The 20,078-nt window shown below is 46.2% G+C and carries 22 protein-coding genes; 17 read left to right on the top strand and 5 right to left on the bottom strand.

What is annotated here, in order from left to right; genetic code table 11:
- Positions 1–115 precede the first annotated feature (115 nt).
- The 3 genes from ACU1JV_RS02390 to ACU1JV_RS02380 all read left to right on the top strand — a co-directional run bounded on the left by ACU1JV_RS02390 (position 116) and on the right by ACU1JV_RS02380 (position 3,257).
- The gene (locus tag ACU1JV_RS02390) at positions 116–1,816 is read left to right on the top strand and encodes a methyl-accepting chemotaxis protein (protein ID WP_025675620.1); all 1,701 of its coding nucleotides are present in this window, start codon (positions 116–118) and stop codon (positions 1,814–1,816) included.
- Positions 1,817–1,985: 169 nt separating this feature from the next.
- Positions 1,986–2,489, top strand: a complete 504-nt coding sequence (locus ACU1JV_RS02385) for a hypothetical protein (protein ID WP_413986576.1) — start codon at positions 1,986–1,988, stop codon at positions 2,487–2,489.
- Between the two features lie 360 nt (positions 2,490–2,849).
- Entirely contained in the window at positions 2,850–3,257 is a 408-nt protein-coding gene (locus tag ACU1JV_RS02380) for a hypothetical protein (protein ID WP_413986575.1), read from the top strand.
- Between the two features lie 113 nt (positions 3,258–3,370).
- On the opposite strand, the gene ACU1JV_RS02375 is transcribed toward ACU1JV_RS02380, so the two are convergent.
- Together ACU1JV_RS02375 and ACU1JV_RS02370 are read right to left on the bottom strand one after the other, a co-directional pair.
- Positions 3,371–4,147 (bottom strand): sporulation protein, encoded by a 777-nt coding sequence (locus ACU1JV_RS02375; protein ID WP_017427508.1) that lies wholly within the window; start codon positions 4,145–4,147, stop codon positions 3,371–3,373.
- A 169-nt stretch (positions 4,148–4,316) separates the two neighbouring features.
- Positions 4,317–4,913, bottom strand: a complete 597-nt coding sequence (locus ACU1JV_RS02370) for a thymidine kinase (RefSeq protein ID WP_176702349.1) — start codon at positions 4,911–4,913, stop codon at positions 4,317–4,319.
- Positions 4,914–5,120: 207 nt separating this feature from the next.
- Here ACU1JV_RS02370 and ACU1JV_RS02365 point away from each other — a divergent pair, with 207 nt between their 5' ends.
- The 6 genes from ACU1JV_RS02365 to lipB all read left to right on the top strand — a co-directional run bounded on the left by ACU1JV_RS02365 (position 5,121) and on the right by lipB (position 11,283).
- Complete coding sequence (locus tag ACU1JV_RS02365) at positions 5,121–5,354, top strand: hypothetical protein (protein ID WP_040103867.1); 234 nt, start codon at positions 5,121–5,123, stop codon at positions 5,352–5,354.
- Between the two features lie 124 nt (positions 5,355–5,478).
- Positions 5,479–6,900 carry a dihydrolipoyl dehydrogenase gene (gene lpdA, locus ACU1JV_RS02360; protein WP_165082297.1) on the top strand — a complete coding sequence of 474 codons (1,422 nt, stop codon included), beginning with the start codon at positions 5,479–5,481 and terminating at the stop codon, positions 6,898–6,900.
- 140 nt (positions 6,901–7,040) lie between these two features.
- Positions 7,041–8,069, top strand: a complete 1,029-nt coding sequence (locus ACU1JV_RS02355; protein WP_013371751.1) for a thiamine pyrophosphate-dependent dehydrogenase E1 component subunit alpha — start codon at positions 7,041–7,043, stop codon at positions 8,067–8,069.
- Positions 8,070–8,071: 2 nt separating this feature from the next.
- On the top strand, positions 8,072–9,058 hold the full coding sequence (locus tag ACU1JV_RS02350; protein ID WP_013310796.1) for an alpha-ketoacid dehydrogenase subunit beta: 987 nt from the start codon (positions 8,072–8,074) through the stop codon (positions 9,056–9,058).
- Between the two features lie 89 nt (positions 9,059–9,147).
- Complete coding sequence (locus ACU1JV_RS02345; protein ID WP_013371749.1) at positions 9,148–10,539, top strand: dihydrolipoamide acetyltransferase family protein; 1,392 nt, start codon at positions 9,148–9,150, stop codon at positions 10,537–10,539.
- 45 nt (positions 10,540–10,584) lie between these two features.
- Complete coding sequence (gene lipB, locus ACU1JV_RS02340; RefSeq protein WP_025675624.1) at positions 10,585–11,283, top strand: lipoyl(octanoyl) transferase LipB; 699 nt, start codon at positions 10,585–10,587, stop codon at positions 11,281–11,283.
- Between the two features lie 118 nt (positions 11,284–11,401).
- Here lipB and prli42 read toward each other — a convergent pair whose 3' ends face one another.
- Positions 11,402–11,506 (bottom strand): stressosome-associated protein Prli42, encoded by a 105-nt coding sequence (prli42, locus tag ACU1JV_RS02335; RefSeq protein ID WP_016822268.1) that lies wholly within the window; start codon positions 11,504–11,506, stop codon positions 11,402–11,404.
- A gap of 85 nt (positions 11,507–11,591) precedes the next feature.
- Between prli42 and ACU1JV_RS02330 the strand changes: the two genes are divergently transcribed.
- Entirely contained in the window at positions 11,592–12,725 is a 1,134-nt protein-coding gene (locus tag ACU1JV_RS02330; protein WP_025675625.1) for a tripeptidase T, read from the top strand.
- Positions 12,726–12,795: 70 nt separating this feature from the next.
- On the opposite strand, the gene mciZ is transcribed toward ACU1JV_RS02330, so the two are convergent.
- On the bottom strand, positions 12,796–12,939 hold the full coding sequence (gene mciZ, locus ACU1JV_RS02325) for a Z-ring formation inhibitor MciZ (RefSeq protein WP_013371746.1): 144 nt from the start codon (positions 12,937–12,939) through the stop codon (positions 12,796–12,798).
- Between the two features lie 133 nt (positions 12,940–13,072).
- Between mciZ and ACU1JV_RS02320 the strand changes: the two genes are divergently transcribed.
- The 7 genes from ACU1JV_RS02320 to ACU1JV_RS02290 all read left to right on the top strand — a co-directional run bounded on the left by ACU1JV_RS02320 (position 13,073) and on the right by ACU1JV_RS02290 (position 18,695).
- The gene (locus ACU1JV_RS02320; RefSeq protein ID WP_165082301.1) at positions 13,073–13,684 is read left to right on the top strand and encodes an NUDIX domain-containing protein; all 612 of its coding nucleotides are present in this window, start codon (positions 13,073–13,075) and stop codon (positions 13,682–13,684) included.
- 4 nt (positions 13,685–13,688) lie between these two features.
- A complete protein-coding gene (locus ACU1JV_RS02315) occupies positions 13,689–14,885 on the top strand; it encodes an endonuclease Q family protein (protein ID WP_165082303.1) in 1,197 nt (398 codons plus the stop codon).
- A 202-nt stretch (positions 14,886–15,087) separates the two neighbouring features.
- Complete coding sequence (gene spoIIM, locus ACU1JV_RS02310; protein WP_013371743.1) at positions 15,088–15,741, top strand: stage II sporulation protein M; 654 nt, start codon at positions 15,088–15,090, stop codon at positions 15,739–15,741.
- 101 nt (positions 15,742–15,842) lie between these two features.
- A complete protein-coding gene (gene fur, locus ACU1JV_RS02305) occupies positions 15,843–16,340 on the top strand; it encodes a ferric iron uptake transcriptional regulator (RefSeq protein WP_013371742.1) in 498 nt (165 codons plus the stop codon).
- Positions 16,341–16,505: 165 nt separating this feature from the next.
- On the top strand, positions 16,506–16,748 hold the full coding sequence (locus ACU1JV_RS02300; protein ID WP_013371741.1) for a YqzK family protein: 243 nt from the start codon (positions 16,506–16,508) through the stop codon (positions 16,746–16,748).
- Between the two features lie 105 nt (positions 16,749–16,853).
- On the top strand, positions 16,854–17,798 hold the full coding sequence (gene xerD / locus ACU1JV_RS02295; RefSeq protein ID WP_165082305.1) for a site-specific tyrosine recombinase XerD: 945 nt from the start codon (positions 16,854–16,856) through the stop codon (positions 17,796–17,798).
- Between the two features lie 72 nt (positions 17,799–17,870).
- Positions 17,871–18,695 (top strand): purine-nucleoside phosphorylase, encoded by an 825-nt coding sequence (locus tag ACU1JV_RS02290; protein ID WP_025675629.1) that lies wholly within the window; start codon positions 17,871–17,873, stop codon positions 18,693–18,695.
- A 122-nt stretch (positions 18,696–18,817) separates the two neighbouring features.
- Here ACU1JV_RS02290 and ACU1JV_RS02285 read toward each other — a convergent pair whose 3' ends face one another.
- Entirely contained in the window at positions 18,818–20,029 is a 1,212-nt protein-coding gene (locus ACU1JV_RS02285; RefSeq protein ID WP_216974827.1) for an O-antigen ligase family protein, read from the bottom strand.
- Positions 20,030–20,078: the final 49 nt, after the last annotated feature.

Here is a 20,078-nt window from a genome sequence, read left to right as displayed (position 1 = left end):
AAGAGAAATTTTCCTTTTGTAAACAGTTCTGAAATTCTCTTTAATTTTGATATAAACAATGTGTCGATTCTTGTCGATATAATATCTATTATAAAGAGAACTGAGGAGCGAATATATGAAATTTAACATTCGAACAAAATTGTTATTGGGTTTCCTTGCGGTAATAATCCTGTTGGTTGTGATTAGTACAGTATCGATCTCGCGAATGAAAAAGTTAGGCGATACTTCAATGGAAATTGATAGCCATTGGATGCCAAGTGTGACCATCCTCGGAACACTAAATGGTGATGTATCTGATGTAGAGCGGCTCTCATTAAACATTATTGTAGAACGTGACCCGGAGGAAATGGAGAAGGTTCAGGCCGAATATGATAAGGTTTTAAAGAAAGTTGAAGAAGACCGAAAAACATACGAAAAATTAATTGCTACTCCTAAGGAACGTGAAATGTATGAACAATTCTCCAAAACTTATACGGAGTATTTGACTAAGTTACCAGAAATGATTGCAGCAGGGAGAGCTAATGATTACACTCAATCAAGCATCCTTCACCAAGAATCCTATAAGTTATGGTATAGTTCAAACGATATGATCAGTCAGCTCATTAAGTTGAATGCAGATGGATCAAAACTGATTACGAAAGAAGCTGTTGACAACTTTATTTCAGGCAGACAATTAGTTATCGTTTTGAGTATTGCAGCCGTTATACTAGCATTGATCATGGCGATCATTATAGCCCAAATTATTTCTAAGCCCATTTTGCGCATCAGTCGTGCTGCTGAAAGCATTGCGTCCGGTGACCTTACTGGGGAAGCCATTGTCGTGAAAGGCAAGGATGAGATTAGTATTTTGGCCCATTCTTTTAATACGATGGTTGCAAATCTTCGTCAACTGATTCAGTCTGTAAGTAGTACGACCGAGCTGGTAACCACTTCCTCGGAGGAATTGACGGCCAGCGCAGAGCAAAATAGCCAAGCAACTGCGCAAATCACCGAAACAGTGCAAGAAGTTGCTACAGGGACAGGTGACCAGGTGGATATGGTGACCAAATCGTCCCAGGCTATTGAGGAAATGTCCATCGGTGTAGAACAAATTGCAATCCGTGCGCAAAATGTTTTTGCATCAGCTCAGGATGCGGCTCACAAATCAGCTGAAGGTAATCAGATGATCCAGCAGGCTGTTGTCCAAATGAATAGTGTGAATGACTCTATGAATAGCTTGGCTGATCTTATGGCTGGATTGGGAGAGCGTTCAGATGAAATCGGGAAGATTATTGATGTCATCACCAATATTTCAAGTCAAACTAATCTTCTTGCCTTGAACGCTGCTATTGAAGCAGCCCGCGCAGGAGATCACGGTAGCGGATTTGCTGTAGTTGCAGGTGAAGTGCGTAAGTTGGCTGAACAATCGGCTCATTCTGCTCAACAAATTACGGAGCTGGTGGGATTGATACAAAAGGATACCTCGCATGCTATTGAGGCGGTAGCGTCCAATGGGCGAGATGTCATGACAGGTCGGGAAGTCGTACAAAATGCGGGTGCGTCCTTTGAGCTTATTCAGGAAACCGTTAATAAAGTGGCCAGTGAAATTGAAGAGGTCTCTGCTGGATCGGAGCAAATGTCTGCAAGTACCGATGAGATTGTTGGCTTTGTTAGACAAATTTCAGCGATTGCTGAAGAGGCTGCAGCTGGGACGCAGCACGTATCTGCCGCGACTCAAGAGCAATTGGCATCGATGGAGGAAATTGCTTCCTCTGCAAGAAACCTGTCCAAAATGGCAGAAGACCTACAAGGACAAATTGGTAAATTTAAAGTATAAATCGTATACCGGTTCTATATTTCAGGGGAAAAGCCGCTCTATTGTGAGCGGCTTTTTCTATTCATTTTTTAATAAATATATTTGCGATTAAAAGATGGAGATATGCGGAGCCTGTAATTGGAAAGATATGATACAATGGTGGGAAATTCTTTTGGGTTGGAGTGATATCATGGACAATAAAACTGAACTTAAAGCAAGCGACCTGCGTCAGTTAGCGGTAGACAAAATCATAGCTACACCATTTTTGAATGATTTTAAATATCTGAAAAGCAGAAAAGTTTTGAAAAAAGAAAACAAGGAATTTATATTTGAAATTTGTTTCGGCGCGACCCAATATAGTGCATTAAAAGTTTACATTACCGTGGAATCCAAAAGTATAAAAAAGAAGTATAGTACAGGGGCTTGTTTTCACAGTGAGTTGATCGCTCTAACCAAGAAATATACGGGCAACAGGGATTACCTTGTGTCCACAGAAGCAGAAAGAGAACGAGTGATCCAAGAGATTATGGCAGATATCTACATTTTCACGTTGCCCTTTTTCAAGCGATTTGAACAAGTAGAAACATTAGCAGAACAAGTACATAAGTCAGGCTTTTTACCGCATCGCAAACGTTTTGATAAATTTAATCCGTTGACGAAAAGATTCATTGATTTTTATTATCAAGGGGAGTAATGTAGCCATCTGGGACATTTTTGTCCTCACCTTTGGAAAGTAGATAAGCATTATGAATAAGGAGAACGCTGTCCATGGAGTGGATATTACCGTTTTTCAAAAGAATCATGTACAATTTGTAAAAAGGATCAATATACTCCTCGGCATAACAAGATTTACCGAACGTGATCAATGTCTCGTTAAGAGGAGAGTCGGATGTTGCCCTGGAGGGTAGATTTTTACATGGGTATCAATCGAATGAACAACACAGAGGCTGTATACACGGATATATACAATCATATGTTATAGGCAAAAGTCATCGCATTGAACGGGCTAGTGGTATGGATGTAAAAGATTTTAAAGCAAAGAGGGGATGAGAGCATGTGGAATAGTCTGACTTGGGTGATCGTCGGCGTGTTGTTGGTGGCGTTGGGTTGGATTGTTATGGCATGGCGTGGACGTAGCGGCAATCAACAACAAGCGGATGAACATCGGGACAGTAATGTTGTTGAATTTCGCCCTCGTAAGCCCGCCCGACAATCCCGCATTGGCAATGAAATGAAGTCTAAAGTGTCTTCGGGTACACGCGCTAATACAAAAGCGGTAGATATTCAGGCCCAAGCTGGATTTGGACTGTCTGACTCCATTCAGAGCACGAGTAAACAAAAATGCTCCTTTTGTAAAAAAGAAGAAAAATTAACCTTTTATGCCGATGATAATGGTTCGCTGTATGGGGTATGTAAAGAGTGTAAGTATAAGGCGGAAAGACAGGATATGCTGCCACTTTAGTCTATACAGACTATGGAGAACCATCATTAAATAATTCTTATAATTAATAAAAACTCCCAACCGTATGTAAGTAAATTGGTTAGGAGTTTTTTTGTTAGTGTTTTACTACATTGTTAGCGAATTTGCCTGTCAATCAATTCCTCTAGCGCATCAGCTATATGATCTGGTCCATAGGATAGTTCTTCTCGGCTTAAGCTCAACCAGGCATGACGCTCATCCATATCAAAGGCATTTTCCAGCCAACCGGACAAGCCTCTGCCTCTACGATCTACTTCTACAAGCACATGCACACCCTCGGGTTCCAACTGCATAATCAGCTCTAGCTCCTCGATATCCCGTGCATACTCCGAGCCAGGCGTAAACTCAAACTCCTGCACGAATGGAACACCGCGTCCAAGCTTGGGGTGACGTTCACAGGTGGAGGAACGGAATCGAAAGCCTAACAGATGAACCGCCTCAAACACCGTACTCATATAAGGATGTGGCTCGATTTTGAGTGAATCACGATCGGTCGGGTCCAAAGCCATGCCAATGTCCAATGCTGTTTCCAGCCAGACAGGCTGTTTGGCATGAGTAACAGGGGTTTCCAAAGGCAACCTAAAGGAAAAGGGAGTTTCAAGCTCCTGTCCTTGCTTTAGATGAAAGCCATCAGATACCTTGATCCGCGCAATGCAGCAGGTGGTGACGGTTTTTTTATCATCGTGCTCTACGATATATTCAGTCTTGAGTTCAATATCAATTTTGCCGATTTCCTGATCAATTTTACCGCCCTTGATGCGTATGATGCCACTAAGTTCTTCTCCAGGCACATATACAGTCTGATCCACCAACGTATCGACTTTGGCTGAACCGATTCCTGCACTTGCTAAGATCTTGTTAAAGAAACTCATCATTCCGTCCCCCCGATAATCTTATGGTTATGTTATGCACAAAAAAAATAAAAACTTGTACAGCTTAACGGATATACGGGGAAATAGCTTGAACCGTTCCAAAAAAAATGCAAGAAAAAAGTAATGGAAAACAAGTGGGCGTATGGAGTTTGCCGACCCATGTAGCTTACTAATCGCAGTTCACTTTATGAGGAGGTATAAAGCAATTACGACAACGAGGCTCATAAGCCTCAGAGTCACCGATCATCACGATAGGTCCTACAGTGGAAGGTTTTCCATTGACCATACGCTGCGTAAATACTGCTTCCGAGCTGCCGCATACAGCGCAGAAGGAAGTCAGTTTCTCGATGTCATCTGCCATAGCGAGCAGACCACCGACATAGCCGAACTCCTTGCCTCGGTAATCCAGATTTAGCCCATCGGCAATGACATGCTTTCCGCAATAAGCTAACTCTTGTATGAGCGACATAATATGCCGACTGAAAAACTGGACTTCGTCAAAGGCAACCACATCGGCATCTTTCGTTTCTTGCAAAATACGCTGAACGAGCTCATCCGTGAGTTTTCTTGGAATAGAGATAGCGGGCAGCCGATATCCGATCCGGCTTACAATTTCATCCTCTGCATAACGGTTATCTTCAGCTGGTTTGTAAGCGACCACCTTGCGATGCCCGTATTGGATTAGTTTCTGACAACGGCGAATCAATTCGCCGGATTTTTCGCTGAACATGGGGCCTGTAATAATCGTAATTCGTCCTGTAGGCAAAGCGAATTCCCCTCTCTTAACATGTACATAACGCTGTAAATCTTCATCTCCGAAAGAAAACGCCATTATAGATTACCATAACGAGCCACATACAGACTAGAGAAAATATATTGTTTTTCGACATGTTTTTGTATGTCTATTCTTAAATCGTAAATGTGGTCGTCATTGCTCTGCCGCCGCGGGCATGATATGGTGAAGCGTAGTGGAATGAAGGGAAGAGTGGAAGGCATGGACGAAAAAAACACGGATTATAGTGCCAAAAAAAGAGCATTACTGGAACAAGGACTGATTAGCCCGCAAGCTCTGGAGCTAATCATTGAGTTGGAAACAGAGCTTGATTTTCTGAGCAAGCAAAATGAATCGTTTCGCAAGGCGTTGCGAGCCAAATCAGCACAAAGTCCAAGAATGTCTACCAAATTACGAGATGCACTGTATGAATGATATGGAGAGATATCTAGATTAGGTAGATGATGATTTGCAGCCTATGCCTAAACGCTAAATTTTGTACAGTGAAATAAAGAGAGTACAATAAGCTATATATAATCAATGTTAATGGAGGAGAAACATGACTATACATTGTGATGTCGCTATTTTGGGTGGAGGAACCGGAGGGTATGTAGCAGCAATTCGCGCAGCCCAGCTCGGCAAGGAAGTGGTGATCATCGAAAAGGACAAGCTCGGCGGAACCTGTCTGCACCGTGGTTGTATTCCGAGCAAGGCTTTGCTGCGCAGTGCGGAAGTATATGCAACGATTAAGGAAAGTGCGCAATATGGTATTGAGACATCTGGAGCACAGCTTGTATTTCCCAAGGTTCAGGAACGTAAGGAAGCCGTTGTGGAGCAGCTACACCAGGGCGTTCAATTTTTGATGCGTAAAAATAAAATTACGGTGCTTAGCGGTAAGGGACGCGTGATTGGACCGTCTATATTTTCTCCTAAAAGCGGTGCAGTGGCTGTGGAGCTAGAAGATGGTGAGATGGAGACGATTGTTCCGGCACACCTCATTATTGCAACAGGATCACGTCCGCGTGTGCTGCCTGGACTGGAGCCAGATGGCGAATTTATTCTGAGTAGTGACGAAGCATTGACTATGGAGAACCTGCCAGCATCCCTGATTATCGTAGGTGGTGGGGTCATTGGCGTGGAATGGGCTTCCATGCTAAATGATTTTGGCGTGGAGGTTACGGTGGTTGAGGCCGCCAATCGACTTATTCCTACGGAGGACGAGGACGTTTCGCGTGAAATGCAGCGCTTGTTAACCAAGCGTGGTGTCAAGGTGCTGACGGGGGCACAGGTGAAGGCTGAAACCTACGGCAAGGATGAGGAAGGCGTACAGATTGACGTGCAAAAAGGTGAAGAAACCGAAACCCTCAGTGCTTCCAAACTGCTCATTTCTGTAGGTCGTCAGGCGAATGTCGAAAATATCGGGTTGGAAAATACGGATATCCGCGTGGAGCGTGGCTTTATCTCGGTTAATGAGCATTTGCAGACAAATGAGCCACATATCTACGCCATCGGGGATTGCATCGGCGGCTTACAACTGGCCCATGCCGCGAGTCATGAAGGCTTGCAGGCAGTTCATCATTTGGCGGGCGAAGAGTTTCACAGCGTACCCAACTATATGATTCCGCGGTGTATTTACACACGTCCTGAAGCCGCAAGCGTCGGCTTGACGGAGCAGGAAGCCCGTGAACGTGGGCACCAGGTGAAAACAGGGAAGTTCCCTTTCCAAGCTATCGGAAAATCGTTAGTATACGGTAGTCGAGACGGCTTCGTGAAAGTGGTGGCGGACCAGCAAACCAATGATATTCTCGGTGTACATATGATTGGTACGCATGTAACGGATCTGATCAGCGAGGCCGCTCTTGCGCAATTGCTGGATGCTACGCCGTGGGAAGTCGGACAGCTTATTCATCCGCATCCAACGTTGTCGGAGATTTTGGGAGAAGCGATGCTGGCAGTCGATGGACAAGCGATAGGCATATAAACGTTCGAAATAAATCGGTACTTTTCTTTTTGGGGCGAAAAGGATTATAATGGGGTTAGTCAGAGTTTAGTACCAGGTTTTAAGACAAGATGGTACTAGGTGCTGAAAGTAGGATGTTTGACATTTAAGGAGGTGCCTCAATGAGTTCTAAAGGCGCTGTAGACGCTGGCTTCAGACATGAGCAGCTGGGACTTACTCACGGACAAGTAATTGATATGTACAGATATATGTTGCTCGCAAGAAGATTTGACGAGCGCAACATGCTCCTGCAACGGGCAGGGAAAATTAATTTCCACGTTTCCGGCATTGGACAGGAAGCGGCACAAGTAGGTGCAGCTTTCGCTCTGGACCGGGAAAAGGACTATTTCCTTCCCTATTACCGGGATTACGGATTTGTGCTTGCAGTCGGCATGACGCCGCGGGAATTGATGCTGTCGGCATTTGCCAAGGCAGATGACCCTAATAGTGGAGGGCGCCAGATGCCAGGGCATTTTGGTAGTAAACGGCTGCGTATTGTGACAGGCTCCAGCCCAGTGACGACACAGGTTCCACATGCAGTGGGGGTAGCGTTGGCCGCCAAGATGCAGAAAAAGGATTTTGTATCGTTTGTTACGTTTGGGGAAGGCTCCAGCAATCAGGGGGATTTTCACGAAGGCTGTAACTTTGCAGGTGTACAGAAGCTGCCAGTCATCATTATGTGTGAGAACAATCAATATGCAATATCGGTTCCGATTCATAAGCAGTTGGCAGGCAAGGTAAGCGACCGGGCATTGGGTTACGGATTCCCTGGTATTCGTGTCGACGGTAATGATGCGCTAGCCGTATATGCCGCGGTGAAGGAAGCACGTGAACGTGCTGTCCGCGGTGAAGGTCCTACGCTAATCGAAGCGATGATGTACCGTCTGTCCCCTCACTCCACCTCGGATAATGATCTGGCTTACCGGACCAAGGAGGAAGTGGATGAAAACTGGGCCAAGGACGGCGTAGCCCGCATGAAGAGTTACTTGATTGAATGCGGCATTTGGGACGAGGCCAAAGATGCAGATCTGTCGGCCGAGCTGCTGCTCGAAGTCAAGGAAGCCATTGAATATGCAGACAATGCGCCTTTTCCAAAGCCTGAAGATACGCTGCTGCATGTGTATGCTGATAGCGATGGGGAGGGTCGGTAACGATGGCGATTATGGAATATATTGATGCGATACGTCTTGCTATGAAAGAAGAAATGGAGCAGGATGAAACGGTTTTTGTATTAGGTGAGGACGTCGGCGTAAAAGGCGGTGTTTTTACAACGACTAAGGGGCTCATGGACCAATTCGGTGAGCAACGTGTCATGGATACGCCATTGGCAGAGTCGGCGATTGCAGGCGTTGCAATTGGTGCGGCAATGTACGGAATGAAGCCGATTGCCGAAATGCAATATTCGGATTTCATGCTGCCAGCGACGAATCAGATTATTAGTGAAGCGGCTAAAATCCGCTACCGCTCTAACAACGATTGGAATTGCCCTGTGGTGATCCGCGCCCCCATCGGTGGCGGTATTTTTGGTGGTTTATATCATTCTCAGTGTCCAGAATCTATCTTTTTTGGTACACCGGGTTTAAAAATTGTTGCTCCATTTACACCTTATGATGCCAAAGGATTGTTGAAAGCAGCCATTCGTGACCCTGATCCAGTGCTGTTTTTTGAAAATAAAAAATCCTACAAGCTGATTAAGGGTGAAGTGCCTGAGGATGATTATATCGTTCCAATTGGCAAGGCTAATCTGCTACGTGAGGGTGACGATATTACGGTCATCGGATATAGCCAGCCGTTGCATTTTGTTATGCAGGCAGCTGAGGAATTGGAGAAGGAAGAGGGCATTACCGCACATGTTGTGGATTTGCGCACACTCCAGCCTTTGGATCGCGAAGCCATTATTGAGGCTGCACGACATACAGGTAAGGTTTTAATCGTTCATGAGGACAACAAAACGGGCGGTATCGGTGCCGAAGTATCGGCTATTATTAATGAAGAGTGTCTGTTCGAACTGGATGCACCGATTGAGCGTCTGTGCGCTCCTGATGTGCCAGCCATGCCGATCAGTCCACCGATGGAGAAGTTTTATATGTTAAACAAGGATAAAGTGAAGGAAGCCATGCGTCGTCTCGCAATGTATTAATATAGAGCAGATTCGGGCGAAAGCATTCCAAAAGTGTAGTGGGGCAGCGATAAAACGCGCCCTTCTATGATGTTAAGGAGTTGAAAAAAATGTCAGACCAAACACAATGGAACGACGTGACCATGCCGCAATTGGCTGAATCGCTCGTATCAGCGACAATCGCCAAATGGCTGAAACAACCTGGTGATCCAGTAGAGCAATTCGAGCCAATTTGCGAGGTCATTACAGATAAAGTGAACGCAGAAATTCCTTCCACATTGGATGGGATTATGGGTGACCTGTTGGCAGAGGAAGGTCAGACGGTAGCGGTAGGCGAGTTGATTTGCCGTATCCAGACGAAGTCGGCTGCACCTACAGCATCAACAGGAGGGACACCTGCGGCACCAGCATCTCAAAGCAACGTGCAAGCACAATCCCAGCAGAGTGTTGGATCGGATCAGTCCATGCGCGGACGTTTTTCTCCAGCGGTCCAAACACTGGCTGCTGAGCACAATGTAGACCTAAGCAGAGTGCCAGGCACAGGCATGGGGGGAAGAATTACCCGCAAAGACGTGTTGAATTTTGTGCAGCAGGGCGGCTCTGCTCCAACTGGAGTGACTGGTCAGACGAGTGGAACCACGCAAGGACAAGGATCTCCTTTTACAGGACTCCAGCAGTCTGCCGTTCAGCATAGTGCACCAGTTCAAAATATGGACCCTGCGATTCCGGTGCGCAACAGCGGCATTCATTTAACGGAAGCTCCAAAAGTTCCTATGATCGAAGTTGAGGGTGGCAACAATAACAGATCCGAGTATTTTATTGATGTTACACCCATTCGTAGTGCAATTGCCCGCAATATGCGGCAAAGTGTTTCGGAAATTCCTCATGCCTGGACGACGATTGAAGTGGATGTGACCAATCTGGTGATGCTCCGCAACAAGATCAAAAACGAGTTCAAACAAAAAGAAGGCATCAATATTACGTATCTTGCTTTTCTCATGAAAGCAGTCGTGAATGCAATCAAGGAATATCCGATCATGAATTCGGTATGGGCAGTGGATAAAATTATCATCAAAAGAGACATCAATATTTCGTTGGCCGTAGGTACAGAGGACTCCGTTCTTACTCCTGTTATTAAAAAGGCCGATCAGAAAAATATTGCTGGCTTAGCTCGTGAAATTGACGATTTGGCACGTAAAACTCGCGAAGGTACACTCAAACTGGACGACATGCAGGGTGGAACGTTCACCGTCAACAACACAGGTTCCTTTGGTTCAATTTTATCTTATCCGGTGATTAATTATCCGCAGGCTGCAATTCTTACCTTTGAATCCATTGTCAAAAGACCAGTGGTTATTGATGATATGATTGCGGTGCGCTCAATGGCTAATCTGTGTCTGTCGCTGGATCATCGTATTTTAGATGGAGTGATTTGCGGACGATTCCTGCAACGGGTTAAAGAAAATCTAGAAGGCTACACCTTGGATACGAAGCTGTACTAATCATCCGAACAGTTAGGTAAATGGACGGAGAGGAAGTGACAGGCCGTGAATAGACGACCGCTTGATGTAACCTATACGAATAGGATGGAATATGCCCATGCTTGGGATGTCCAGAAGGAGATTGTGGGAAAGCTGGATGCGGGGGAGGCGAGAGAAACGCTTATGCTTCTCCAGCATCCACCAACCTACACCATTGGTTCCCAGAGGCATCCTGAGCATTTGCTCCTTACACCAGAGCAGCTGAAAGAGCAGGGAATCAGCGTCTTTCAGATTGATCGTGGGGGAGACATTACATATCATGGACCAGGGCAACTTGTCGGATATCCCCTACTTGTGCTTGGCAACCGAGAGGCGTTAAATCTGCACGGATACCTTCGAAGTCTGGAAGAAGTGATCATTCAGTTGCTGGCATCTTATGGGATTGAAGGGAGCCGTAAGCCTGAATATACGGGGGTATGGATCGGGAATCTTAAAATTGCGGCTATTGGTGTCAAATTTAACAAATGTAAGCACCGTCGAGGCTTCGTAACCAGCCATGGCTTTGCCTTTAACATCAAGTCAGGAATACAGCATGAGGGCTTTGAAGGCATTGTTCCGTGCGGAATTCAGGAATACGGTGTGACATCATTAGAGGACTGTACACAGCAGTCTTTTTCGGTGGAACAGATTGCGAAGGAAATTGTACCGTACTTTGAACAGCAATTTTCATTTGCTGCGCAATGGCAAACGCATTCCTTCCAATAAAGGTCAGGCGGGCAATTGTGTAATTAACACGGGAGCCCGCCTCTTTGCTTGTGCAGCAGCTCGTCTACACATAGCTTCAACGGATCTTGAAGTAGTTCAACCTTGAGCGGTATAGCTATTATAGTGGCATAATAAACGGCTCAATCACCATGAACAGTGTAGAACCAATCATAGCTGCGAGCATAACGTAGACGAAAAAACGAACCCATTTTTTGTTAGACATGTGTAACTCCTTTAGGATAGGTTTAAGTCATAGATAAGAACATCTATCCGTATTGTAACGTAATCGGGAAAGAGAGGAAAGTTTAATGACAGTAGAGATAGTAAAAGACCGAATCGTACAGGAATTTGTGGAACTCGTACAGGTGGATAGTGAAACGAAGCATGAACAGGAAATATCACGTGTTCTGAAAGAAAAGTTTAATGCACTAGGACTGGAAGTCGTAGAAGATGATTCTCGCGAAAGAACGGGACATGGTTCGGGCAATTTGATTGTTACCTGGAAAGCGGAAGGTGTGGAGCAAGCACCCAAAATATTTTTCACCTGTCACATGGATACCGTGACTCCAGGCAAAGGAATCAAACCGCAGTTGGGTGAGGATGGCTGGATTCGCAGTGATGGTTCAACAATTCTGGGTGCGGACGACAAGGCTGGGATTGCTGCTTTGTTCGAGGCGATTCGTGTCGTGCGCGAGCAGAACATACCCCATGGTCAAATTCAGTTCGTGATTACGGCTGGCGAGGAATCTGGTTTAATGGGTGCACGGGCGATGAAGCCGGAAGTCCTGGATTCTGACTTCGGATACGCTTTGGATTCGAACGGTGAAGTCGGTTCTATTTGTATAGCTGCTCCCACACAGGCACGTATTGAAATGAGAATTACTGGAAAGTCCGCTCATGCGGGGGTCAATCCTGAAGATGGCATTAGTGCCATTCAAGTCGCTTCTAAAGCAATTTCTAAAATGAAATTGGGACGCATTGATAAGGAGACGACTGCTAACATCGGCAGTTTCGAGGGCGGCGGCGCGACGAATGTGGTCTGCGATTTTGTATTGATCCGTGCGGAGGCTCGCAGTATTGTACAGGAAAAGGTTAATCATCAGATTCAGCATATGCGTGAAGCGCTCGAAACCACTACGCGTGAATTTGGTGCTCAGGGAGAGTTCCGCAGTGAAGTCATCTATCCAGCATTCAGCTTTACGGAGCATGATGAAGTTGTACAGGTTGCACAGCGTGCCATTCAAGGACTGGGAATGGCAACATCAACCTTCCATTCCGGTGGCGGCTCAGATGCCAATGTATTCAACGGGCTTGGTATTCCAACGGTGAATTTGGCGGTAGGCTACCAGAACATCCACACCACAGAGGAAAAGATCAAGGCCGATGATCTAGTGAAGGTTGCTGAAGTAGTCGTAGCTCTGATCCAAGAAACTACAAAGTAAGACTTACTTCTTACATTTACAATATACCGAAAAAAGGGTTCAGGCTAAAGACAGGAACGGTGTTCCTCCTTTAGATCTGAACCTTTTTTGGAACAGTTAGCGAAGCAATAGTGGCTGTAGGTCCGTATTCCTTTTGCCATTGACGCAGGAGGGCTTGTATCTGCCAGGCTTTGCCAACAATATGAAGGGTGGTTTCAGTTCGGTAACTTTTCATGTTCTGAAATCTCCTTATAGCAGAAGTTTTGATATACTACCCCCAGCATATGTCCCAAGTGGACAAGTTAGACTAATGTTGGAGATAATTAATAATGAAAGAAAGATAGAAGACGAAGGAGGCAACATGTCTGATGAACGACCAAACGAACGAACAAGTGAACAATCCAACAAACAATACACTTCGCAAGCCTTTTTCCAATCCTGCGCTGGAGGAAAAGACCGTGTCCACACAGCCTATTTTTGAAGGAAAGGTCATTACGGTACAGGTAGACACGGTAGAGCTTCCCGATGGTTCCACTGGAAAGCGTGAAATCGTAAAGCATCCAGGTGCGGTGGCAGTTTTGGCTCTGCATGAAGGGAAAATGCTGGTGGTGGATCAGTACAGACAAGCTATGGGGCGATGTGAGGTTGAAATCCCCGCAGGCAAGCTGGAGCAAGGTGAAGACCCGATGGAAGCAGCGGGACGTGAATTGCGAGAAGAAACAGGTTATACAGCCAAATCGTTGAAGCTGCTTCACTCTTTTTATACATCTCCTGGCTTTGCGGATGAAATCATACATCTGTATGTGGCCGAAGACCTGGAGCGAGGTGAGATGGAACCGGATGAGGATGAATTTCTGGAGCTATTTGAGGTGACCCTGGAAGAAGCGCACACGCTTATTCGTGAAGGACGCATTAGTGATGCCAAAACGATTCTGGCCGTCTATGCATGGCAAATTCGCCAACAAACAGGGAGCTTCTAAGCGGATGGATACAAATATAATAGAACTTAACAACTACTTTGCAGACTTGCATATTCATATTGGCAGAACGGAGAAAGGAGCTCCAGTCAAAATTAGTGGTAGCCGTGATCTAACGTTTGCCAATATAGCCAAGGAAGCCTCCGGTCGCAAAGGGATTGGGCTTATCGGGATTATTGACTGCCATGCGCCTAATGTACAGGAAGATATTCGTAGCTATTTGCATACAGGTGAAATGGAAGAAATCAGCGGTGGTGGCATCGCATACAGGGATACAGTGATTCTACTTGGCACGGAGCTGGAAATACGGGCTGAAGGTCGTCCCGAAGCACATGTACTGGCCTATTTTCCTGATCTGGCTGCGATGGAGGATTTTACCCAATGGCTGAGTAAGCATATGAAAAATGTCAATCTCAGCTCACAACGGATCTACGCACCGCCACGTGAGTTGCAGCAGCAAATTTACGGTCGTGGAGGCATTATGGTGCCTGCGCATGTGTTCACTCCGCATAAGGGCATTTACGGCAGTTCTGCAGCCCGTATGGAGGAACTGCTGGATATGGAGCTCATTAGCGGGGTGGAACTGGGGCTGAGTGCAGATTCATCTATGGCTGGTTTGATTTCGGAGCTGGATCGTTTCAGCTTTCTCACAAATTCAGATGCCCATTCACTCGGGAAAATTGGACGAGAGTACAACAAATTATCATTGGCGAAGCCGAGTTTTGATGAATTCAGGATGGCTTTGGAGCGGCGTGAAGGACGGCGAGTGTGTGCCAACTACGGTTTGAATCCCAAACTTGGAAAATACCATCGCTCTTACTGTCAAAGCTGCGGTACGATTATTGATGAGCAGCAGATGGCGGACGAACGTTGCCCTAACTGTGGCCATACCAAGCTGGTGCGGGGTGTGCTCGATCGAATCTGGAGCATTGCCGATCGTGAACAGCCCGTAATTCCCTCCCATCGTCCTCCGTACATTTACCAGATTCCGCTAGAATTTATTCCAGGCTTGGGTAAAGCCAAGCTGAACCAGCTGTTAGCAGCCTTCGGAACAGAAATGAATATTTTACATGAGGTTACGCAGGAGGAACTGTCAGAGGTCGTTGGTAAAGTGTTGGCAGAGCAGATTGTGCTTTCACGCGAAGGACGCCTGGCGCTGGTATCCGGTGGTGGTGGAACATACGGAAAAATAGCGAAATCCTAGTAAAGTGTCCTAGTCAAGTCTTGTCTCCCTAAAAAGGCATATCAGCGTCTGCTTGTTCATAACCATAAAATATCTCTGCCGTTGGCTTGGCGCATCATTCGTGATGTTAGATTTGTAGCGAAAGCTGCCCCATTTCTAGCCATCAGCCGTCGGACTACGGTTGTTTTTTGGACAAACAAGCAGATGAAGGGGGCAGAACCCGATGCAATGGTTTCGTCATACGTTAAAGGATCAGACGCCGTATTATGTTTTCTTGGCTGTACTGTTTCTAGTGGGAGTTGTCTTTGGCGCACTCATGGTAAATGCACTTTCCCTGGAACAGTTACAGGATTTGTCCCGTTACCTGAAGGATTTTTTTGTGACGGTCAATCAAAACAAGCAGGGCTTTGCTGATTCGCAGGCGGCCTCGACCTTTTGGGACAGCGTATCACTACATCTTAAATGGGTGGGCCTCATCTGGGTATGCGGGCTTTCGGTCATCGGACTCCCAGGTATTCTTGTATTGAATTTTCTCAAGGGTGTGCTGATCGGATTTTCTGTAGGTTATATGGTAGGGCAATATTCGTGGAAAGGACTATTATTTTCATTGGTTTCCGTTGCTCCACATAACCTGCTCGTGATTCCGGTACTGCTCGTCTGTAGTGTGGCTGCGATGACTTTTTCCATTCATATGATCAAAACTAAAATACTTGCTACTCGGCCATCAGACGGGATGTTGCGTCCGTTGCTTTCTTACGCAGGATTGACTGCTGTGATGATGGTGCTGCTTATCGGCAGCGCATCCTTTGAAACCTGGGTCACCCCGGTTATGATGCAATGGGTCACTCCTATGCTGACGGCTTCCGTGACATCTTGATCTCATTTCAAAATGTTTGACTTTATTTGTATAGACCCCCTATAATAATAGGAGTGAAAAAAAGTGCAGTAGGCAGTAGCTTTGCAGGGGGAGGGAGACACATGGAAGCACGGATCGAAAAAATTAAGCAGCAGCTGCAATCCCAGGGCTACAAACTAACGCCTCAGCGGGAAGCCACCGTCAGAGTTTTACTTGAGAACGAAGATGATCATCTGAGTGCGGAAGATGTATTTATGCTCGTCAAAGAGAAAGCTCCCGAAATCGGTCTGGCAACCGTATACCGTACCCTAGAACTGCTAAGTGAACTGCATGTCGTGGAGAAAATTAATTTTGGCGATGGCGTTGCGCGTTATGACTTACGCGGCGATACAGCCAAACATCACCACCACCATTTGATATGTGTGCAGTGCGGCAGTGTAGATGAAATACTGGAAGATTGGCTTGGACCGTTAGAGGAGCGTTTGGAACGGGAATATAATTTTACTGTAGTGGATCATCGTTTGGACTTCCACGGTATTTGTTATCGTTGTAAGGCGAAGAACGATACAACTGCCCAGAAATCCTCGGGCAAAACCAAGAAAAACAAATCCCAGGATTAATAAGCTGACTACCCAAGCTCTCACCGACGAAGACGCGTTCGGGGGAGCTTTTTTGGTTCGGAATTTACTGTGTAGGACCAAGTGGTATAAAACGGAATAGCTTGTCATACCCTTCCATAGAGAGCCCTACATAGGGACTATATTTTGGGAAGGCGGCTGATCCACATGGTACTATCATTACGGAGAGGACTACAATGGCTGCGCTTGCTGATATTGTTCGGGGTGTTGGCATGTATGTTCTTTTATAGCCTCAGGCTGTTTACAGATTGGATAACACCTGTAGATCATTACCGAATACCGGAAGGACATGCAGTTAAGGTATTTGGCGGACAAACAGTGAATGAAGGGTCCGAGCAACGAATCGGAGTGTTGGAACGTTTACGTTTCTTTTATTGGTATGGTGAGTAGTCTATGTAATCTTCACGATGAGATGATGATATGAAGGCCGCACACGAAGAAGCAGGCGCAACAACTTGAATCGCTGTATGCAGGACAAGGAGACTTTTGGAACTCATGAAAATGTATATTCAACCTTTCGTTCAATATATGGAAGAGGATAAAGGTTTGTCGCGCAGCACATTGGAAGCGTATCAGCGGGACGTACAGCAGTTTGCCGAGTTCGCAGAAAGCTGTGGCCTTGAGCAGCCGGACAATGTACAGCGGTCACATCTGGTGCTGTATTTGGGGCATCTGAAGGAACAGGGAAAAGCCGCGGCGACAATTTCACGTAGCGTCGCCTCGATACGCTCCTTTTTTCATTTTCTCATTCGAGAGGGAATCGCAATCCATGACCCGTCCGTTCTGGTGGAACTGCCCAAAGCCACTAAAAAGAAGCCCTCGGTGTTGACGCAGGATGAAATAGAGCGTTTACTGGCAGCGCCGGATGTGAGTGCCCCGCAGGGGGGGCGAGATAAGGCCATGCTAGAGTTGTTGTATGCGACGGGCATCCGCGTATCAGAGCTGATTGCCCTGAACGTGTGTGATGTGCGCATCGATTTGCGCTTTGTGCACTGTGGCGGTGAGGCGGGCAAGGAGCGTGTTGTACCGATCAGTCGTGAGGCATCACAGTGGGCACAAGCTTACTTGGACGAGCAGCGTCCAGCGTTGCTGCGACCCGGGCAGGGTGAAGAGGCTCAGACAGAGCAGGAAGCCTTGTTCTTGAATGTATCAGGTCAGCGGCTCAGTAGACAGGGCTTCTGGAAAATAATTAAGAAGTACGCTCAGGAAGCAGGCATAAGCAAGGATATCACGCCCCATACGCTGCGACACTCCTTTGCGGTACATATGCTGGAGGGCGGAGCGGACTTACGCTCTGTACAGGAAATGCTGGGTCATGCAGATCTATCAACGACGCAGGTATATGCACAGACCGCTAGACGGAACATGAAGGAAGTATATGAAATGCATCACCCGCACGGCGGCAACCGCACTTCTCATGATAGCAAGGATCAAACGTAACGTCGCTTTGCTATTATAGAAAATGTGATAATGACTATAACTTTACGATTGTACAAGTCAGGAGAGATATTTATGTCAACAGCCAACCAAGCTACAATTCAGGAAGCAGCAGACTATATCCGTGCCAAGAGCGGAATAACTCCAGAGATTGGTCTTATTCTGGGATCGGGCCTCGGTATTTTGGCAGATTTGATTCAAGATGGAGTTAGTATTCCCTATCAGGATATTCCCCATTTTCCCGTATCAACGGTAGAAGGCCACGAGGGGGAGTTACTGTTAGGCACTATTGAAGGTCGCGCTGTCGTCATGATGAAGGGGCGCTTTCATATGTATGAGGGCTATGGCCCGCAACTGACGGCTTTTCCTGTTCGGGTAATGAAGCAGCTCGGGATTCAAAGCCTGCTCGTGACAAATGCGGCAGGTGGTGTAAACACTTCCTACAAAGCGGGCGATCTGATGGTCATCTCGGATCATTTGAATCTGACCGGACAAAATCCGCTGATTGGACCGAACGATGCTGCTCTGGGTGTTCGCTTCCCAGACATGTCAGAGGCATACAGCCGCCGCTTGCGTGAAATTGCCAAACAAACAGCTACCCAACAAGGCTTCAGCCTGCAGGAAGGTGTATATGCCGGATTGCTGGGACCCAACTATGAGACACCTGCTGAAATCGTTATGCTGCGTACACTGGGGGCAGATGCAGTAGGGATGTCGACCGTGTCTGAGGTTATCGTAGCTCGTCATGCGGGGATTGAGGTTTTGGGCTTCTCCTGTATTACCAATATGGCTGCAGGCATTCTGGACCAGCCTTTGTCTCATGGTGAAGTGATGGAGACGGCAGAGAAGGTACGTGAACAATTTCTGAAATTGGTACTGGCGATTATTCCACAAATGTAGATTAAGTATAATTTTCAATTCGAAACGGTGGTTATATTCAAAGAACCCCATATCCGAGCGCCTTTTGATGGCGTGGGATACGGGGTTCTTTTACATACCGCGGTTGAGCTGAGTAAGATTGCCTAGTGAAGAGGGCGTGTGCTCCATGCAGCTGTATTCGCTTTTTCTGCTACAGTTAGTCTATGTCGCTCTTGCACCTTGATCACAATGACCATGAATATAATCCAGTAGATGGATAATGAGTTCAGAAAACGGCTATCCGTTATATTGTTTAACACGATGAACAGGAAAAAGACGGCTGCCGTAAGCCAAGTATACATATCTGTTTTGCCGATTCTGAATTTAAATAAGGTAGTTACGACGAGTATAACCGTTGCCAGTAGTCCTATAAGACCCACATCGATCCACAGATCTCGAAAGCCGCTATGGCTGCTGGTCAGATCAAAGCGGATGCCGTTCGCATAAATGCTGGGCCGGGCTGCCCAGAAGGAGCCATAACCATGGCCGAACCAGTAGTGGCTCTGAATAGCACCATCAATTCCCTGCCAGATTTCCGTTCTTCCGGTTAAGGTTGTTGTTTTTCCGAATTCCGAGGCAATCGCATCTCCATAAGTAAAGGTAAGTGCCAAACCCAAAAGAACAAGTAAGCAGGAACAGCTAACAAAGAACCCCCGCAACGCGATGCTTCGAATTCTTTTGAATAGTAATATAAACAAAATAAATACGAACAGTGAAGATGTCAGCACCAATGAGGTGGTAGATTGGCATTCGATGAGTAATAAGGCATTGAGTAAGATGAAGCCAATATGTAAAGCTTTGCGTGTGCCCCTGAAAAAATAAATGACATGTGAAACAAAACTTAACAGAGAGAGGGTTCCAAGTGTATTTTTATGACCGGAGATTCCCTTCCACAGTCCAGTATGTTCTACACCGCCATGAATGGCAAAGGAAGGAACGAGTACAACGGCGAGTAGATTGAGTACGCTCAGGATACTTAATGTAACGACTAAGAGGCGTATGCAGCCCTGTGTTGTATAATGGGTGACCAGATAAAGTCCAAAGGTAGAGAAGGCAATAAATTTGAGAACCATGAGCAGGGAAGAGGTCTGCTCTTGTTCAGCCCATATGCAGGAGGCGGCGATGTACATCATGAGTAAAGTCAGCAACGGATTATCAGCTAGGGTTGCGATTAATGACTTGAGTGAAGGCAGAAGCATGGTGTAGCTAAACAACAAGATAAGCAGGGAAATCGTGATCACTCTGGGAGACAAACCCTGACAGGCAAAGGGGATCGAGAAAGCCAGTAAACCGGCTACTGTGAGTATGTGTTTCACGGTTTCACCGCCTAGATACGTTATGTATCTATAATATACAAAATGTATC

It is taken from the genome of Paenibacillus sp. T2-29 (assembly GCF_052921365.1).
This window is presented reverse-complemented; position numbering and strand designations above follow the sequence as displayed.